At 73.0% G+C, this 16235-nt stretch carries 15 protein-coding genes; 8 read left to right on the plus strand and 7 right to left on the minus strand.

Annotated elements, in window-relative coordinates; translation table 11 throughout:
• Nucleotides 1-30 precede the first annotated feature (30 nt).
• The 6 genes from ACMTAK_RS15745 to ACMTAK_RS15770 all read left to right on the plus strand — a co-directional run bounded on the left by ACMTAK_RS15745 (nucleotide 31) and on the right by ACMTAK_RS15770 (nucleotide 4943).
• Entirely contained in the window at nucleotides 31-678 is a 648-nt protein-coding gene (locus tag ACMTAK_RS15745) for an amino acid ABC transporter permease (protein ID WP_413806822.1), read from the plus strand.
• Nucleotides 675-1619 carry an amino acid ABC transporter permease gene (locus ACMTAK_RS15750; RefSeq protein WP_413806823.1) on the plus strand — a complete coding sequence of 315 codons (945 nt, stop codon included), beginning with the start codon at nucleotides 675-677 and terminating at the stop codon, nucleotides 1617-1619. The genes ACMTAK_RS15745 and ACMTAK_RS15750 overlap by 4 nt, the downstream gene beginning before the upstream one ends.
• A gap of 230 nt (nucleotides 1620-1849) precedes the next feature.
• Entirely contained in the window at nucleotides 1850-3607 is a 1758-nt protein-coding gene (locus ACMTAK_RS15755; RefSeq protein ID WP_413806824.1) for an FAD-dependent monooxygenase, read from the plus strand.
• A 208-nt stretch (nucleotides 3608-3815) separates the two neighbouring features.
• Nucleotides 3816-3905 carry a putative leader peptide gene (locus ACMTAK_RS15760; protein WP_309471148.1) on the plus strand — a complete coding sequence of 30 codons (90 nt, stop codon included), beginning with the start codon at nucleotides 3816-3818 and terminating at the stop codon, nucleotides 3903-3905.
• Between the two features lie 94 nt (nucleotides 3906-3999).
• Nucleotides 4000-4542 carry a cupin domain-containing protein gene (locus ACMTAK_RS15765; protein ID WP_413806825.1) on the plus strand — a complete coding sequence of 181 codons (543 nt, stop codon included), beginning with the start codon at nucleotides 4000-4002 and terminating at the stop codon, nucleotides 4540-4542.
• Between the two features lie 5 nt (nucleotides 4543-4547).
• On the plus strand, nucleotides 4548-4943 hold the full coding sequence (locus tag ACMTAK_RS15770; RefSeq protein WP_413812905.1) for a rhodanese-like domain-containing protein: 396 nt from the start codon (nucleotides 4548-4550) through the stop codon (nucleotides 4941-4943).
• Between the two features lie 59 nt (nucleotides 4944-5002).
• Here the strand turns inward: ACMTAK_RS15770 and recX are convergent, their stop codons facing one another.
• The 4 genes from recX to ACMTAK_RS15790 form a co-directional block, all read right to left on the minus strand.
• The gene (gene recX / locus ACMTAK_RS15775) at nucleotides 5003-5614 is read right to left on the minus strand and encodes a recombination regulator RecX (RefSeq protein WP_413806826.1); all 612 of its coding nucleotides are present in this window, start codon (nucleotides 5612-5614) and stop codon (nucleotides 5003-5005) included.
• Nucleotides 5615-5617: 3 nt separating this feature from the next.
• Complete coding sequence (gene recA, locus ACMTAK_RS15780; RefSeq protein ID WP_385202997.1) at nucleotides 5618-6757, minus strand: recombinase RecA; 1140 nt, start codon at nucleotides 6755-6757, stop codon at nucleotides 5618-5620.
• Between the two features lie 136 nt (nucleotides 6758-6893).
• Complete coding sequence (locus ACMTAK_RS15785; protein ID WP_413806827.1) at nucleotides 6894-8099, minus strand: AI-2E family transporter; 1206 nt, start codon at nucleotides 8097-8099, stop codon at nucleotides 6894-6896.
• A 79-nt stretch (nucleotides 8100-8178) separates the two neighbouring features.
• A complete protein-coding gene (locus ACMTAK_RS15790) occupies nucleotides 8179-8373 on the minus strand; it encodes a DUF3046 domain-containing protein (protein WP_413806828.1) in 195 nt (64 codons plus the stop codon).
• 79 nt (nucleotides 8374-8452) lie between these two features.
• Here ACMTAK_RS15790 and ACMTAK_RS15795 point away from each other — a divergent pair, with 79 nt between their 5' ends.
• A complete protein-coding gene (locus ACMTAK_RS15795) occupies nucleotides 8453-9448 on the plus strand; it encodes a hypothetical protein (protein WP_413806829.1) in 996 nt (331 codons plus the stop codon).
• Between the two features lie 19 nt (nucleotides 9449-9467).
• Here the strand turns inward: ACMTAK_RS15795 and ACMTAK_RS15800 are convergent, their stop codons facing one another.
• Genes ACMTAK_RS15800 through ACMTAK_RS15810 form a run of 3 tightly spaced genes read right to left on the minus strand, consistent with a single transcriptional unit; the run spans nucleotide 9468 to nucleotide 11360 of the window.
• A complete protein-coding gene (locus tag ACMTAK_RS15800) occupies nucleotides 9468-9770 on the minus strand; it encodes an AzlD domain-containing protein (protein WP_262702846.1) in 303 nt (100 codons plus the stop codon).
• Complete coding sequence (locus ACMTAK_RS15805; protein WP_413806830.1) at nucleotides 9767-10507, minus strand: AzlC family ABC transporter permease; 741 nt, start codon at nucleotides 10505-10507, stop codon at nucleotides 9767-9769. The genes ACMTAK_RS15800 and ACMTAK_RS15805 overlap by 4 nt, the downstream gene beginning before the upstream one ends.
• Nucleotide 10508: 1 nt before the next feature.
• Complete coding sequence (locus ACMTAK_RS15810) at nucleotides 10509-11360, minus strand: AraC family transcriptional regulator (RefSeq protein ID WP_413806831.1); 852 nt, start codon at nucleotides 11358-11360, stop codon at nucleotides 10509-10511.
• A gap of 81 nt (nucleotides 11361-11441) precedes the next feature.
• Here ACMTAK_RS15810 and ACMTAK_RS15815 point away from each other — a divergent pair, with 81 nt between their 5' ends.
• Nucleotides 11442-16157 (plus strand): ATP-dependent helicase, encoded by a 4716-nt coding sequence (locus ACMTAK_RS15815; RefSeq protein ID WP_413806832.1) that lies wholly within the window; start codon nucleotides 11442-11444, stop codon nucleotides 16155-16157.
• Nucleotides 16158-16235 lie beyond the last annotated feature (78 nt).

Raw genomic sequence — 16235 nt, forward strand, 5'->3', positions numbered from 1 at the left:
CGCTGACCTGACCGCTACCGCGGAGAATCGATGAACGTACTTCTCGATCATTTGCCCCAGTTCCGGGAGGGGTTCCTGGGAACCCTCTCCATCACGACGGCCAGTGCGGCGCTGGCCCTCGTGCTGGGCGTCGTCATAGCCGGCTTCCGGGTGTCGCCCATACCGCCGCTGCGGGCGTTCGGCACGGCATGGGTCACCCTGCTGCGCAACACCCCGCTGACCCTGCTGTTCCTGATCTCGTTCTTCGTGATCCCGCAGATCTTCTTCCCGGGGACGAGCCCCTTCGTCCTCGCCATGATGGCGCTGGGCTGCTACACGTCGTCCTTCGTCTGCGAGGCCGTGCGGTCCGGTATCAACACCGTGCCGCTCGGCCAGGCGGAGGCCGCCCGCAGCCTGGGGATGACCTTCTTCCAGACCCTGCGGCTGATCGTCCTCCCCCAGGCCACCCGGTCCGTGATTCCCCCCATGAGCAGCATCTTCATCGCGCTCACCAAGAACTCGGCCATCGCCGGGGCATTCAGCAACACCGAACTGTTCAATGTCTCGAAGCTGCTGAGTGACAAGGGCTTCGCGATCGGCTGGATCTTCCTGTGGATCGCGCTGTGCTACCTGGTCATCACGTTCGCCATCAGCGGTCTCTTCCGGCTGCTGGAGAACCGCCTGGAGGTGGCCCGATGAGCTCGAGCGTCCTGTACGACGCCCCCGGCCCCAAGGCCCGCGTCCGGAACCGCATCTTCTCCGTGGTCGGCGGCCTGGCCGTCCTCGGGCTGATCATCTTCGCGGTGGTGCGGCTGAACGCCAAGGGTCAGTTCGCGCCCGAGATGTGGGACATCTTCAACTACGCGGGGGTGCGGACCAGCATCCGCGACGGTGTGGTCACCACCCTGAAGGTGTTCGCGGTCGCGGCGGTCCTCTCCCTCGCCCTCGGTGTGCTGCTGGCCGTGGGCCGGCTCTCGGACCACAAGCCCGTCCGCTGGTTCGCGACCGGCTTCATCGAGCTGTTCCGGGCCGTCCCGCTGCTGATCACCATCTACGTGCTGTGGGTGCTGTTTCTGACCTACCGCTCGGATCTGGGGCTCAGCGGTGACAACACCGGCTTCTGGGCCCTGGTCATCGGCCTGACCGTCTACAACGGCTCGGTCCAGGCCGAGGTCCTGCGGGCGGGCATCAACTCGGTGCCCAGGGGCCAGCGCGAGGCCGCGTACGCCCTGGGCATGCGCAAGACCCAGGTCATGATGACGGTCCTGGTGCCGCAGGCCGTAAGGGCGATGCTGCCGACCATCATCAGCCAGCTGGTGGTGACGCTGAAGGACACCTCCCTCGGCTATGTCATCACCTACCAGGAGCTGCTGTTCCAGCTTCAGCAGCTGGCCGGCAACATCGTGGTCAACGACGAGAACCCCTACGTCCCGGTGATCATCGTCGGCGGTGTCATCTATATCGCGATGTGTCTGGCCCTCTCCGCCCTCGCCACCTGGATCGAGCGGCGCGGCCGGCGCGCCAAGACCGGCATCCGGGTCGCGGACGCCGGACAGCCGCTCGCGGCAGCCGACGCCCTCGACGTCGTCGACCAGTCCGCGACCTCCGCTCCGGACGCGTCCGCGGGCAAGACGAACTGAGGGGACGTCCCCGGCGACCGGGCGGACGCCATCCGGGGGTCGTCCGGACGCCATCCGGGCCGGATGGATGAGCGAGACCTGTACCAGGGCGGTGGCGCACGCGCCACCGCCCTTCGTCGCTTGACGTGGGCAGCGGCAGTGGGTTGCATGCTTTCTGTGATCGCTCACCGGGTTTCAACTGCCAATTTCCGTACGTCACGTACGACCCGCAGGGCCACAGGAACCGCACCGTGGACCCGGTGATCGTCGCCGGGGCGGGCCCGGTCGGCCTGACCCTGGCCCTCACCCTCGCGCGCCTCGAGGTGCCCGTCATCCTGCTGGACGAGGCCACGGAAGCCGAGGAGAGCCGTCTGGCGCGCACCGTCGTGCTGCGCCCGGACGCCGCCGCCGTGCTGGAGCGGCTGGGCTGCCGGGTCACCGCCCGCACCCGGCCGTGGACCGGATGGCGCACGATGCGGAGGCGGCAGCTGGTGCGACAGGTGCCCCTCACTCCCGGCGGCCTCTTCACTCCCGGCGGCCTTTTCGGCGGTTCGCCGTCGCCCGAGCGCGGCACCGGCGGCTGGGACGGCGGCCTTAAGGAGGCCATGGAGGCTCCCGACGGTGACGCGCCCTTCTCCGAGGGCGAGTCGGCGCCGGTGTCGGCGCCCTCACCGCTGCATCTGCCCCAGCACGAGCTCACCCGGGCGCTGCGGGGCTCGCTGGCCGCCATGGGCGACGAAGACCTCGTCCGGATCGTCTCCGGAACCCGGATCGACGACCTGGAGCAGGACGACCACGGGGTCGGGGTGCGCACCCGGGGCGCCCAGGCCACCTGGTGGCGGGGCAGCTATCTGGTGGGCTGCGACGGGCCGCGATCCACCGTCCGCAAGCTCCTGGGCGTGCGCTTCCCGGGCCGTACGGCGGTGGAGCGGCACGCCGTCGCGGCGCTGCGCGCCGAACTCCCCTGGCCCGGCGAGGCCCTGCTGCACCGCTCCCCGCCCTGGCGCAGCATCGACGCCGAGGTCACCGCCAGGCCGCTGCCGCACGGCCTGTGGCGGATCGACTGGCTGCTGCCGCCCGGCCGCGACCTTGTCACCCCTGACGCCCTGATGGTTCGGGTGCGCGACACCCTCGCGGGGTGGTGCGGCGAATCCGAGCCCCCCTATGAGCTGCTGGACACCGGCGTGCACACCGTGCACCACCGCCTCGCGCTGCGCTGGCGCGTCGGGCGCGCCTTCCTGGCCGGGGACGCCGCCCATCTGCTGGGCGCTCTCGGCACCCAGGGGCTCGAGGAAGGGCTGCGGGACGTCGACAACCTCGCCTGGAAGCTCTCCCTCGCCTGGCACCACGGGGCCTCGGACGCCCTGCTCGACAGCTATCAGGCGGAACGGCGGGGAGCCGTCGGGGCCCGGCTGCGCGCGGCGGACCAGGCGCTGCCGCTGGTGCGGGCGGCCGGCGGCTGGCACGCGGTACGGCGCACCGTGCGGCCCGGCGGGGCGCGCGGGCACGACGCGCTGCTCACCGAGGGTCACCTCGGGCGGGGTCCGCTGGGCGCGCCGCCGGTCTACGACCGTTCGCCGCTGGCCCCGGCCGCGCCGCCGGACGGCTCGGTCACGGTGGGGACGGCGCTCGGGGCGCCGGTCGCCGATGTGCCGGTGACCGCGCCGGACGGTTCGGTCGTACGGCTGCGGGAGCGGCTCGGCCGGGAGCTGCTGGTGGTGCTGGTCGCACCGGGCACCGGGGTGTGGGACCGCCGCCACTGGATGCGGGCCGGGCTGATGCCGCGGCTGGCGGCGGCCGTCGCGGCGCTGCCCCTGCCCACCGAGCTGCTGGTCACCGAGGCGTACCCGGGTGCCCCGGCGCATACCGTGCTGCTGGTGCGGCCGGACGGCCATCTCGCCGCGGCGCTGTCGGGGGTGCGGCCGAGTGCGCTGTACGCGTGCGCGGACGCGGCCCGGGGCGGGAACGCGGCCAGGGGCGCCCCGGCGGAGGCGAGCGCACGGCGGTAGTGCGTGCGGGAACCGCGGGCTCAGCGGGGCGCGCCGGGGGCGCACTCAGGCGCTGGTCGCGTGTCCGGCCGCGGGTGGTCGTCTGCGGGCGTGCGTGATCGTCTCCGGGCGCGGGTAGTCGTGTCCGGGCGTGTGTGATCCGGGCGCGCGTCCAGGTCCGGGCCGGTGAGGTTGACCTTCCTTTCCGGCACATGATTCACTTCGCAGCGTGACTGACACCTGCTTGCCTCGCTTCTGGCGGAGGGTCCATCTGGATCTGGTCCGCTACGCGGGCTGTGTCTGTCGTCCGTCCTGTTGATCCGCCTCTTTCCCGCGCGGCGCGGCCGCGCCCCTTTCGCGATCATTCAGGACGGTGCTCTGTGCCCGACGTACGCACTTCCCCCTCCAGTCCCGTGCGCCCCTCAGCGGACCTCATCACGGACCCCGCATCCGGCCCCGTCGCCCCGCCCAGCGCCGCGGAACTGCTCGACTTCGCCCGCCGGACCGCCGCCGACGCCGAACTCGTCGCCTCCCTTCCGCTCGATCCGGAGGGCCGCACCTGGCTGCGCCTCGACGGGCCGGGCGGCAGCGAAGCCTGGCTGATCGGCTGGCCTCCGGGCACCGGCACCGGCTGGCACGACCACGGCGGGTCGCATGGCGCCTTCGTCTCGGCGGCGGGTGAGCTCAACGAGCAATCACTCGCCGCGCGTCTGCCCACCGAGGGCTGGAAGACCCTGGAGCTGGCCGACGGTGTGGACCGCGAGCGGCGGCTGCCCGCCGGGCAGGGCCGGGCCTTCGGACCGCATCATGTGCATGAGGTGATCAACCCGTCCGACACCGAGCATGCGGTGTCGGTGCACGCCTACTATCCGCCGCTGCCGCTCATGCGGCGCTACAGCCGCACTGGTCACACGCTGCGGCTGGAGCAGGTCGAGCGGCCCGAGGAATGGGGATGAACGCGATGGGCACGACTGGTACGGCCAAGCGGAGCGTGGACGAGCTGCTGGCCGAGGCTCGCGAGGAACTCGACCGGCTGGAGCCCCTCGACGCCGCGGCGGCGCAGGTCGAGGGCGCACTGCTGGTGGACATCCGGTACGCGGCGCTGCGGGAGCGCGACGGCACCATCCCGGGGGCGCTGATCGTCGAGCGGAACGAGCTGGAGTGGCGGCTCGACCCGCAGTGCGACCACCGGCTGCCCGAGGCCACCCACCATGATCTGCGGGTCGTAGTGGTGTGCAACGAGGGCTACGCGTCCAGTTTCGCCGCGGTCTCGCTGCACCGGCTGGGGCTGGCGCGGGCGACCGATCTGACCGGCGGCTTCCAGGCGTGGCGCGCGGCGGGCCTCCCGGTCGACTAGCGCCCCGCGTCTCGTGTGCCGTGACGGGCCCGGAGCTCTCGGAGGTCGGCCGCCGAGGCTCAGAGCTCCGGAAGGTGGTACTCCAGCAGCTCCGTGTCCTCTCCCTCCTCCTCCAGCGCGCGCCGCACCACCCGAAGCGCCAGACCCTCGGAGTAACCCTTGCGGGCCAGCATCCCGGCGAGACGGCGTATCCGCTTCTCCCGGTCCAGGCCACGGGTGGCCCTCACCTTGCGCTCGACCAGCTCGCGTGCGGTCTGCTCCTCCTGATCGGCGTCGAGCTGGCCCACGGCGTCGTCGATCAGGGTGGAGTCCACGCCCTTGGTGCGCAGCTCACGGGCGAGCGCCCGCCGGGCGAGCCCCCGGCTGTGGTGCCGGGACTCCACCCACGCCTCCGCGAACGCCGCGTCGTCGATCAGACCGACGTCCTCGAACCGGGACAGCACCTCCTGCGCCGCGTCATCGGGGATGCCCCGGGTGCGCAGCGCATCCGCGAGCTGCTTACGAGTGCGCGGGGTCCCGGTGAGCAGGCGCAGGCAGATTGCCCGCGCCTGCTCCTCCGGGCCCGGCGGCGGCCCCTGCTCGGCCCTCGACAAGGAGGGGGCGCCGCTGTCCGGACGGTCCGGGCGCTCCGGACGGCCTGGGTCGTCCGGCCATTCGGTCCGCCGTGTCATGGATCAGCTCTTGGCCGCGGCGGTCTTGGCCGCCTTCGCCCCGGACTTGGCCGCCGGGGCGGCCACGGCCTTCGCCGGTGCGGCGGCGGCCACGCCCGCGGCACCCGCCGCGTCCGCGGTGGGCTCCGCGGCGGCCGGGTCCTGAGGCTTCACTCCGATTCCGAGCTTTTCCTTGATCTTCTTCTCGATCTCATTGGCGAGATCGGGGTTGTCCTTCAGGAAGTTGCGGGCGTTCTCCTTGCCCTGGCCGAGCTGGTCGCCCTCGTAGGTGTACCAGGCACCGGACTTGCGGACGAAGCCGTGCTCAACACCCATGTCGATCAGACCGCCCTCGCGGCTGATGCCCTGGCCGTAGAGGATGTCGAACTCGGCCTGCTTGAAGGGCGGCGCGACCTTGTTCTTGACGACCTTGCAGCGGGTGCGGTTACCGACGGCGTCGGTGCCGTCCTTGAGGGTCTCGATGCGACGGATGTCGATGCGGACCGAGGCATAGAACTTCAGCGCCCGACCACCGGTCGTCGTCTCCGGGGAGCCGAACATGACGCCGATCTTCTCGCGCAGCTGGTTGATGAAGATGGCGGTGGTCTTGGACTGGTTCAGCGCGCTGGTGATCTTGCGGAGCGCCTGGCTCATCAGCCGGGCCTGGAGACCGACGTGGGAGTCGCCCATCTCACCCTCGATCTCCGCGCGCGGCACCAGGGCGGCGACCGAGTCGATGACAATGAGGTCGAGAGCGCCGGAGCGGACCAGCATGTCCACGATCTCGAGCGCCTGCTCGCCGTTGTCCGGCTGGGACAGGATCAGCGAGTCGGTGTCCACACCGAGCTTCTGCGCGTAGTCCGGGTCGAGGGCGTGCTCCGCGTCCACGAAGGCGACCGTGCCACCCGCCCGCTGGGCATTGGCCACCGCGTGCAGGGTCAGGGTCGTCTTACCCGAGGACTCCGGGCCGTAGACCTCCACCACGCGGCCGCGTGGCAGCCCGCCCACGCCGAGGGCGACGTCGAGAGCGGTCGACCCGGTGGGGATGACCTCAATGGGGTCGTTCGGCCGGTCGCCCATGCGCATCACGGCGCCCTTGCCGAATTGCCGTTCAATCTGTGCGAGCGCGGCGTCGAGGGCCTTCTCGCGGTCGGTTCCTGCCATGGGTCCCACCCGGTTTGCTTGAGTCGATCGCTTCACGTCCAAGACGCTAGCGCCTGCCACTGACAAGCGGCCCTGACGTCCTCGGCCTGTGGATAACTGCCGGGGCCTCCATGAGAATGGATGTTCGATTTTTGTGTCAACCACGCCGCGCCAGCGCGGCGCGCATCCGCGCGAGGGCCGAGACTCCGCGCCGCCGCGTGCGCCCGTGCATCCGCGGATCGTCGGTCACGTCGTAGCGCTTGATGTACGCGCCGAGGAACGCCTGGAGCGTCGCGGTCGCCGGAATCGCGATCAGCGCGCCCACCGCGCCCAACAGCGCGGTGCCCGCTATCACCGATCCGAAGGACACGGCCGGGTGGATGTCCACCGTCCTGGCGGTGATCCTCGGCTGGAGCAGATAGTTCTCGAACTGCTGGTAGATCACGACGAAGATCAGGACCCACAGCGCGTACCAGGGCTCGATGGTGAACGCGATCAGCATCGGCAGGGCCCCGGCCAGATAGGTGCCGATGGTCGGGATGAACTGCGAGATCAGCCCCACCCAGACGGCGAGCGCCGGGGCGTAGGGCACACCCAGGGCCTCCAGCAGGATGTAGTGGGCGACACCGGAGATCAGGGCCATCAGCCCGCGGGAGTAGATGTAGCCGCCGGTCTTGGCGACCGCGATCTCCCAGGCGCGCAACACCTCGACCTGCCGGGTCGGCGGCAGCACCGAGCACAGGGCGCGGCGCAGCCGGGGGCCGTCGGCGGCGAAGTAGAAGGCGAACAGGGTCACCGTCAGCGTCTTGAACAACCCGCCGAGCACCTGTGCGGAGACGTCCAGCACATTGTCGGCGCTGTTCTTGACGTAGCTCTGGAGCCAGTCCGAGTGCAGCAGGCTGTCCTGGATCTCCAGACGCGACAGGTGCGTATGGAAGGTGTCGTTGATCCAGCTGACCACGTCATCGAGGTACTTCGGGAAGTCCTGGACCATGGTGATGATCTGGTCGGCGAGCATCGAGCCGAGCAGGGTGAAGAAGCCGGCGGCGCCGACGAGGATGGCGAGAAAGACCAGCCCGGTGGCCAGCCCCCGGCGCATGCCCCGGGCGGCCATCCGGTCCACGGCCGGTTCGATCGCGAGCGCCAGGAAGAACGCGATCAGGATGTTCAGCAACAGCCCGGTCAGCTGGTCGAAGGCCCAGGTCGCAAGGCGGTAACAGGCCACCAGCGCGAGTGCGAGGACCATGGCGCGTGGCAGCCAGCGCGGCATGCGCGCGGCGGGTTGCGGGGATTCCGAGGAGGCCCGAGCGGCGCTCGGGTTGTCGTCGGCGTCGGAGGAGAGGGTCTCTTCGGTCGGGGCCACGGAGCAAGTGTGGCGTACACCGGTCGAAGAAATCCGGCCACCCCGGGAAGCTGATACGCCCGGAGCGCCCGGCGACCGCTCAGCGCCTGCCCTCGGGGATCTCCATCGCGGCGCAGACCCCGCGCCAGACGTCCTTGGCCTCCCAGCCGTCCCTCAGCGCCTCGTGCACCGTCCGGCCACCGAGTTGCGACATCACATGATCGTGCGCGAAGGAGTCGGCGTACGCCTCGCCGAAGTGATTCGCCATTCGCTGCCAGAAGTCCGTCAACCGCATGCGACCAGTATCGCGCTCCCGGGGTGCAACCGGTGCGTGAGCCCCCTACCGACCGTGTCTTCCGGCCTACGGTCTGTCCATGGATCGATCCGCAAGCCTCCCCTCCTCGCCGTCGTCGTCCCCCTTGCCCACGACCGGGTCCGCCGAGCCGGCCCGGCCGGCCGGGTCCTCCGCGCTCGCCCGCGCCGAGCGCTTCGTCTGGCTGTCCGCCCGCGTGCTGGAGCAGCGCAGATTCGCGTATCACTTCCTGGGCGGCGGCGCCGAGGCGGTCGAGACTGCGCTGGCCGCGTACCTGGGCACCGACGGGGGCTACGGCCATGCGCTGGATCCGGATCTGCGCGGCCCGGTGAGCCAGCCGCCGCACGCCGTGCACGCCTTACGGGTGCTCGACGGGATCGGGCGGTGCGGCGGGCAGCGGGTGGAGCGCCTGTGCCGCTATCTGACGTCCGTGTCCACCCCGGACGGCGCACTGCCCGTCTGCCACCCCTCGCCGCACGGCTATCCGGCGGCCCCCTGGGTCCCGCCGGCGGACGATCCGCGCGGTGATCTGCGGACCACCGGGCCGGTGGTGGGGCTGCTGCACCGCAACGAGGTGTGGCACGCGTGGCTCTTCCGGGCCACGGACTTCTGCTGGGCGGCGGTCGCCGCCCTGGGAGAGGGCGGCTCGGCGGTGCGTCCGTACGAGGTCGCCGCGGCCGTCGCCTTCCTCGACGGGGTGCCGGACCGGGCCCGCGCCGAGGCGGCGGCCGAGCGGCTCGGCCGCCGGGTGCGGGAGGAGCGGCTGATCATGCCGCCCCCGGCCTCCGAGCCCGCCGAGGACCGCCCCCTGCCGCCGGCGTCCTGCGAGCCCCTCCAGGTGCACGACATCGCCCGTACGCCCGGCTCACCGGCGCGCCGGTGGTTCACCGACGCCGAGATGGATCGGTCTCTGGACGCTCTCGTGGCCGCACAGCAGGAGGACGGCGGCTGGCCGCCGCACAGGCGTGCCTGGACGCCGGGGGCCACGCTGGAGTGGCGGTCGGTGGCGACCATCGAGGCGCTGCTGACGCTGCGGGCCTACGGGCGGCGGATCTGAGCGCGGGCGTCCGGGGCGGTCACAGGGCCCGGACGCCCGCCGTGACGGCGACGGCCACGGCGACCACGACCAGGAAGGGGGCGCGGAGCACCAGCGCGAGCGCTGCCGCCCCCAGCCCGGCCGCCCTCGCGTCCAGGAGGAGGTGCCGGCCGTCGCCGAAAGTCTGCTGGGCGGTGAGGGCGGCCAGCAGGGCCACGGGCAGCAGCGCGGCCAGACGCCTGACGAGGGGGCGCTCCAGCACCCCGGCGGGCACCGAGAGGCCCAGCAGCTTGACCAGGTAGCAGCCCGCCGCGGTGACGCCGATGGCGATCCAGGTGGTCATCGGCGCTCACCCGGCTCCGCGCCGCGCGCCATGCGCCCGTGCACCGTAAGGACGACGGGAGCGGCGAGCGCAGCCACCAGGACCGGGACCCCGGCGGGCAGCACCGGCTGGCACAGCAGCACCAGCAGGACGCCGAGGCCGGCCACGGCCCGTTCGACGGTGCCGCTGAGCATGGGGGCCAGCAGGGCGAGGAAGACGGCGGGCCCGGCGGCGTCCAGGCCCCAGGCGTCGGTGTCGCCGAGGGCGGATGCCCCCAGGGCGCCGATCAGCGTGGTGAGGTTCCACAGGACGTACAGCGTCAGCCCGGTGACGGTGAAGCCGAGGCGTGCGGTGCGCCGGTCGGGCTGGGCGAGGGCGACGGCCGAGGTCTCGTCGATGACCCATTGGGCCGCCAGAGGGCGCACCGCGCGCGGCAGCCCGAGGAGCCCTGACAGCCGCAGTCCGTAGAAGGCGTTGCGTACCCCGAGGAAGAACGCCCCGGCGGCGGCGGTGAACGGATTGCCGCCCGCCGCCAGCGCGCCCACGAGGGCGAACTGCGACGCCCCGGTGAAGACCAGCAGGCTGAGCGCGCAGGTCTGCAGCAGGCCGAGCCCGGCGCCCGCCGATGTCACCCCGAAGGCGATGCCGGAGAGTCCGACCGCCACACCGACGCCCAGGGCGTCGCGGACGACGGCCGAGTCCGCCGGGGGAGCGGCAGGATCGGTTCGTATCTCTATCTGTTCTGACACAGCGTGCACGTTAGGAGAACGCTTCAGCTCCGGTCTTGTACGTTCTTGCGCGCTCGCGGCGGTAGGCGCCCGGCGGCACCCCCACGATCCGGGTGAAGTGACGGTTCAGGTGGGACTGGTCGGTGAAGCCGACGGCGACGGCCACCTCGGCGGGCGCGCTCCCGGCGTCCAGCATCCGCCGGGCCCGGCGGACCCGCGCGTCGGTGAGCCAGGTGTGCGGCGGCATCCCGTAGACCGCGCGGAAGGCACGCAGGAGGGCGAAGGGACCGGTGCCCAGCTCGGCCGCCAGCCGCTCCAGGGACGGCGGGTCCGCCATCCGCTCCTGGAGGATCGCGCGGGCGCGCGCCGCCGTCCGGGCACCCGCGGTGCGCGCCGTGCGCTCGGGGAGCGGGCCGCCGTGGTCGCGCAGCAGCCGGGCCAGCGCGACGCGCAGCAGGCTGTCGGCGGCGAGCGCGTTGCCCTCCTCGGCGGCCCGGTGCACCGCGGTGACCAGCCGCGCCCCCTGGGGATCGTCGACGGTGGGGATCCGGAACCCGGCCGTGCCCCGGAGCGTGGTCGTCTCGGCGGCGATACCGGCGACCAGGTCCGCGGCCGGGTACAGCACGCTGTACGCCCACCCCTCGGGCGTCCCCGCCCGTCCGGTGTGCGGCACCTCCGGGTTGATGAGCGCGAGCCCGCCGGGCCCGGTGCGCTCGATGGCGCCGCGGTGGTGGAACTCCTCGACACCCTCGGTGATCGCGGCGATCACGAAGGTCTCGTGGGTGTGCCAGACGAAAGTCTTGTGGATGTAGCGGGCACGCAGCAGGTCGACGCCCGGAAGCTGGGGGTACCGCCAGTGCCGCGCGCTCTCCCGGTTCGCCATGGCACCATTGTGCGCCCCGCCCGGGCACCCTCTGACCTGCGGCTCCGTCCATTGTCAGTGGTGCGGTGCACGATGGAGGGCATGGCAGGCTCGGCGCTCGACGGTTTCTCCCCGGCCACCCGCGGATGGTTCACGGGTGCGTTCACCGCGCCCACGCCCGCGCAGGAGGGCGCGTGGCGGGCGATCGGCGCGGGCTCGGACGTCCTGGTCGTCGCCCCCACCGGCTCGGGCAAGACCCTGGCCGCCTTCCTGGCGGCCCTGGACAAGCTGGCCGGTGAGCCGCCGCCCGCCGAGGCGAAGAAGCGCTGCCGGGTGCTCTATGTCTCCCCGCTGAAGGCCCTTGCGGTGGACGTCGAGCGCAATCTGCGCAGCCCGCTGACCGGTATCCGCCAGGAGGCGGTGCGGCTGGCCCTGCCCGAGCCGGAGATCCGGGTGGGCACCCGCTCGGGCGACACCCCGGCCGCCGAGCGCCGCGCTCTGGCCACCCGCCCGCCGGACATCCTCATCACCACCCCCGAGTCGCTGTTCCTGATGCTCACCTCCGCCACCAGGGAGGCGCTGCGCGGGGTGGAGACCGTGATCCTGGACGAGGTCCACGCCGTCGCGGGCACGAAGCGGGGCGCCCATCTCGCGCTGTCCCTGGAGCGCCTGGACGAGCTGCTCGAGCGCCCCGCCCGGCGCATCGGCCTGTCCGCGACCGTACGGCCGGTGGACGAGGTGGCGCGGTTCCTGTCGCCGCGGCGCAAGGTGGAGATCGTCCAGCCCCCGTCGGGCAAGGAGTTCGACCTGTCGGTGGTCGTGCCGGTGGAGGACCTGGGCGAGCTGGGCGGTGCTCCCGCCCAGGAGGGTGAGGCGGGTGAGCGGCCGTCGATCTGGCCCCATGTGGAGGAGCGGATCACCGATCTGGTCCAGGCCCACCGCTCCACCATCGTCTTCGCCAACTCCCGCCGGCTGGCCGAGCGGCTGTGCAACCGGCTGAACGAGATCGCCTACGAGCGGGCCACCGGTGAGGCCCTGCCCGAGGACCACTCCCCGGCCGAGGTGATGGCCGAGGCCGGTGCGGCCCGTGGTGCGCCCGCGCTGCTGGCCCGCGCGCACCACGGCTCGGTGTCCAAGGAGCAGCGGGCGCTGGTCGAGGAAGACCTCAAGGCGGGCCGGCTGCCCGCCGTCGTCGCCACCTCCAGCCTCGAGCTCGGCATCGACATGGGCGCGGTCGACCTGGTCGTCCAGGTCGAGTCACCGCCCTCGGTGGCCTCCGGGCTGCAGCGGGTGGGCCGGGCCGGCCACCAGGTGGGCGCGGTCTCCACCGGCGTCGTCTTCCCCAAGTACCGCGGCGACCTGGTGCAGGCCGCGGTGGTCACCGAGCGGATGCGCGAGGGCGCCATCGAGTCGCTGCGGGTGCCCGCCAACCCGCTGGACGTGCTCGCCCAGCAGCTGATCGCCATGACCGCCATGGACACCTGGGACGTGGACGAGCTGCTGGCCCTGATCCGCCGCGCCGCGCCGTTCGCCTCGCTCCCGGAGTCGGCGTACACCTCGGTCCTCGACATGCTCGCCGGCCGCTACCCCTCCGACGCCTTCGCGGAGCTGCGGCCGCGCCTGGTGTGGGACCGCGTCGCCCATACGGTCACCGGCCGCCCGGGGGCGCAGCGGCTCGCGGTGACCTCCGGCGGCACCATCCCCGACCGCGGGCTCTTCGGCGTCTTCCTGGCGGGCGCCGACCCCAAGAAGGGCGGCGGCAGGGTCGGTGAGCTCGACGAGGAGATGGTCTACGAGTCGCGGGTGGGCGATGTGTTCACCCTGGGCACCACCTCATGGCGGATCGAGGACATCACCCGCGACCGGGTCCTGGTCTCCCCCGCCCCCGGCGTCCCCGGCCGGCTGCCCTTCTGGAAGGGCGACCAGCTCGGCCGCCCCCTGGAACTGGGCCGCGCCCTGGGCGCGTTCCTGCGCGAGGTGGGCGCGCTGCGGCCGGAGGACGCCCGACTGCGGCTGCTGGCCGCCGGTCTGGACGCCTGGGCCGCCGAGAACGTCATCGGGTATCTGGACGAGCAGCGCCGCGCCTGCGGGCATGTGCCGGACGACCGCACGATCGTGGTGGAGCGGTTCCGCGACGAGCTGGGCGACTGGCGCGTGGTGGTCCACTCCCCCTTCGGCGCGCAGGTCCACGCCCCCTGGGCGCTCGCCCTGGGCGCCCGCCTCTCCGAGCGATACGGCATCGACGCCCAGGTCATGCACGCCGACGACGGCATCGTGCTGCGGCTGCCCGACGCCGATCTCATGGGCCTCGACCTCCTCGACGCGGACCCGATGCGCCAGGGCGTCGAGTACGACACCGAGCAGTCCCCGGTGGGCGCGGCCGATGTCGCGTTCGACAAGGGCGAGATCAACCAGATCGTCACCGACCAGGTCGGCGGCTCCGCGCTGTTCGCCTCCCGGTTCCGCGAGTGCGCCGCCCGCGCGTTGCTGCTGCCCCGCCGCGACCCCGGCAAGCGCACCCCGCTGTGGCAGCAGCGCCAGCGCGCCGCACAGCTCCTCCAGGTGGCGAGCGAGTTCGGTTCCTTCCCGATCGTCCTCGAAGCGGTCCGCGAATGCCTCCAGGACGTCTTCGACGTCCCCGGGCTCACCGAGCTGATGGGCGACATCGAGGCCCGCCGGGTCCGGCTGGTGGAGGTGACCACCCCCGAGCCGTCCCCCTTCGCCCGCTCGCTGCTCTTCGGCTATGTGGCGCAGTTCCTCTACGAGGGCGACTCCCCGCTCGCCGAGCGCCGCGCCGCCGCGCTCTCCCTGGACTCGCGGCTACTGGCCGAGCTCCTGGGCCAGGCCGAACTGCGCGAGCTGCTCGACGCCGACGTCCTGGCCGAGCTGGAGCAGGAGCTCCAGTGGCTCATCGAGGACCGCCGGATCAAGGACGCCGAGGGCGTGGCCGACGCCCTGCGGGTGCTCGGCCCGCTCACCGCCGCCGAGCTGGCCGAGCGCGGTGCCGAGCCCGGGTGGGCCGACGATCTGGCCGGGGCCCGGCGCGCCATCCGGGTCCGGATCGCGAGCGAGGACCACTGGGCCGCGGTGGAGGACGCGGGGCGGCTGCGGGACGCGCTCGGCACTGCTCTGCCGGTGGGCGTCCCCGAGGCGTTCACCGAGCCGGTCAAGGACGCCCTCGGCGATCTGCTGGCCCGCTACGCCCGCACCCACGGCCCGTTCACCTCCGCCCAGGCCGCCGCCCGCTTCGGCCTCGGCACGGCCGTCACCGAGGGCGCCCTGCACCGGCTCGCCGCGAGCGGCCGCGTCGTCCAAGGCGAATTCCGCCCACCCGTCACCCAGCACCACCCTTCTGACGATGCGCTTCGCGCCACCTCTTTCTTGGGCACGGGCCAGGAGTGGTGCGACGCGGCGGTGCTGCGCCGCCTGCGGCGCCGCTCCCTGGCCGCGCTGCGCCATGAGCTGGAGCCCGTGCCGCCCTCGGCGCTCGCCGCCTTCCTCCCGCAGTGGCAGCATCTGGGCACCCACAGCCTGCGTGGTATCGACGGGCTGGTGCGCGCGGTCGAGCAGCTCCAGGGCGCGCCCGTCCCCGCCTCCGCCCTGGAGAAGCTGGTCCTGCCGTCCCGGGTGAGCGACTACACCCCCACGATGCTCGACGAGCTCAGCGCCTCCGGGGAGGTCGTCTGGGCCGGCGCGGGCGCGCTGCCGGGCAAGGACGGCTGGGTCACCCTGCACCTGGCCGACACCGCCCCGCTGCTGCTGCACACCCCGCACCCCCTCGAGGCGGGCCCGCTCCACCAGGCCGTCCTCGACTCCCTGGCCGGGGGGTACGGGCTGTTCTTCCGCCAGATCGCCGAGCAGGCCCGCGCCGCCGGGCACGAGTTCCTGGATCCCGAGCTCGCCGAGGCCCTGTGGGACCTGGTCTGGGCGGGCCGGGTCACCGGCGACACCCTCGCCCCGCTGCGCTCCCTGCTCGGCTCGGGCCGTACGGCGGGCTCCACGGCCCACCGCGCCAAGCGCACGGTCCCCCGGGGCCGCTATGGCGGCCTTACCGGCCGCACCGGCCGGCCCACGGCTTCGCGCAACGGGCCGCCCACCGTCGCCGGGCGCTGGTCCCTGCTGCCGGAGCGCGAGCCCGAGCCCACCCATCGCGCCCACGCCCTGGCGCGCACCCTGCTCGACCGGCACGGCGTGGTCACCCGCGGGGCGGTCGCCGCCGAGGGGGTCGAGGGCGGCTTCTCCGCCGCCTACCGGGTGCTGTCCGCGTTCGAGGAGTCCGGCCAGGCGCGCCGCGGCTATGTGATCGAGGGGCTCGGCGCCGCCCAGTTCGCGATGGACGGCGCGGTGGACCGGCTGCGCGCGGTCAGCACGGCCCGCGACCGCTCGGCGGCCCCCGCCTTCGACGGACAGCGCGGGCAGTCCCGACGTGCCTTCGTGCTCGCCTCGGCCGACCCCGCCAACGCCTTCGGCGCCGCTCTCCCCTGGCCCGATCCACCCGCCGACGCGAGCCACCGGCCGGGCCGTAAGGCGGGAGCGATGGTGGTGCTCGTCGACGGGGAGCTGACGCTCTACATGGAGCGGGGCGGCAAGACCCTGCTCGCCTGGGCCTCGGGCGAGGCCGAGGCCACCTCCCCGGAGGACGACGCCAGGCTGTGGACGGCGGTGGAAGCGCTGGCCGAGTCCGCCCGCGCGGGAGCGCTCGGCTCGGTCACCGTCGAGCGCGTCAACGGCGCCCAGGCGCTCTCGTCCCCGATCGGCAAGCTCCTGGAATCGGCGGGCTTCCATCCGACCCCACGGGGCCTCCGCCTGCGCCCATGATCAACGCCCGTGGTCCGCGCCTCTGATCGACGACCGGCATCTGCGCCCCTGGACAACGGCCTCCGCCCGCGCCCCTGA

The sequence above is a fragment of the Streptomyces lacaronensis genome (assembly GCF_047337785.1).
Lineage (GTDB): Bacteria > Actinomycetota > Actinomycetes > Streptomycetales > Streptomycetaceae > Streptomyces > Streptomyces lycopersici.

Coding starts and splice junctions, on each gene's coding strand:
- ACMTAK_RS15745 (WP_413806822.1), top strand. CDS start 31: ATGAACGTACTTCTCGATCATTTGCCCCAGTTCCGGGAGGGGTTCCTG.
- ACMTAK_RS15795 (WP_413806829.1), top strand. CDS start 8,453: ATGGATCGATCCGCAAGCCTCCCCTCCTCGCCGTCGTCGTCCCCCTTG.
- ACMTAK_RS15790 (WP_413806828.1), bottom strand. CDS start 8,373: ATGCGGTTGACGGACTTCTGGCAGCGAATGGCGAATCACTTCGGCGAG.
- ACMTAK_RS15770 (WP_413812905.1), top strand. CDS start 4,548: ATGGGCACGACTGGTACGGCCAAGCGGAGCGTGGACGAGCTGCTGGCC.
- ACMTAK_RS15815 (WP_413806832.1), top strand. CDS start 11,442: ATGGCAGGCTCGGCGCTCGACGGTTTCTCCCCGGCCACCCGCGGATGG.
- ACMTAK_RS15800 (WP_262702846.1), bottom strand. CDS start 9,770: ATGACCACCTGGATCGCCATCGGCGTCACCGCGGCGGGCTGCTACCTG.
- recX (WP_413806826.1), bottom strand. CDS start 5,614: ATGACACGGCGGACCGAATGGCCGGACGACCCAGGCCGTCCGGAGCGC.
- ACMTAK_RS15810 (WP_413806831.1), bottom strand. CDS start 11,360: ATGGCGAACCGGGAGAGCGCGCGGCACTGGCGGTACCCCCAGCTTCCG.
- recA (WP_385202997.1), bottom strand. CDS start 6,757: ATGGCAGGAACCGACCGCGAGAAGGCCCTCGACGCCGCGCTCGCACAG.
- ACMTAK_RS15750 (WP_413806823.1), top strand. CDS start 675: ATGAGCTCGAGCGTCCTGTACGACGCCCCCGGCCCCAAGGCCCGCGTC.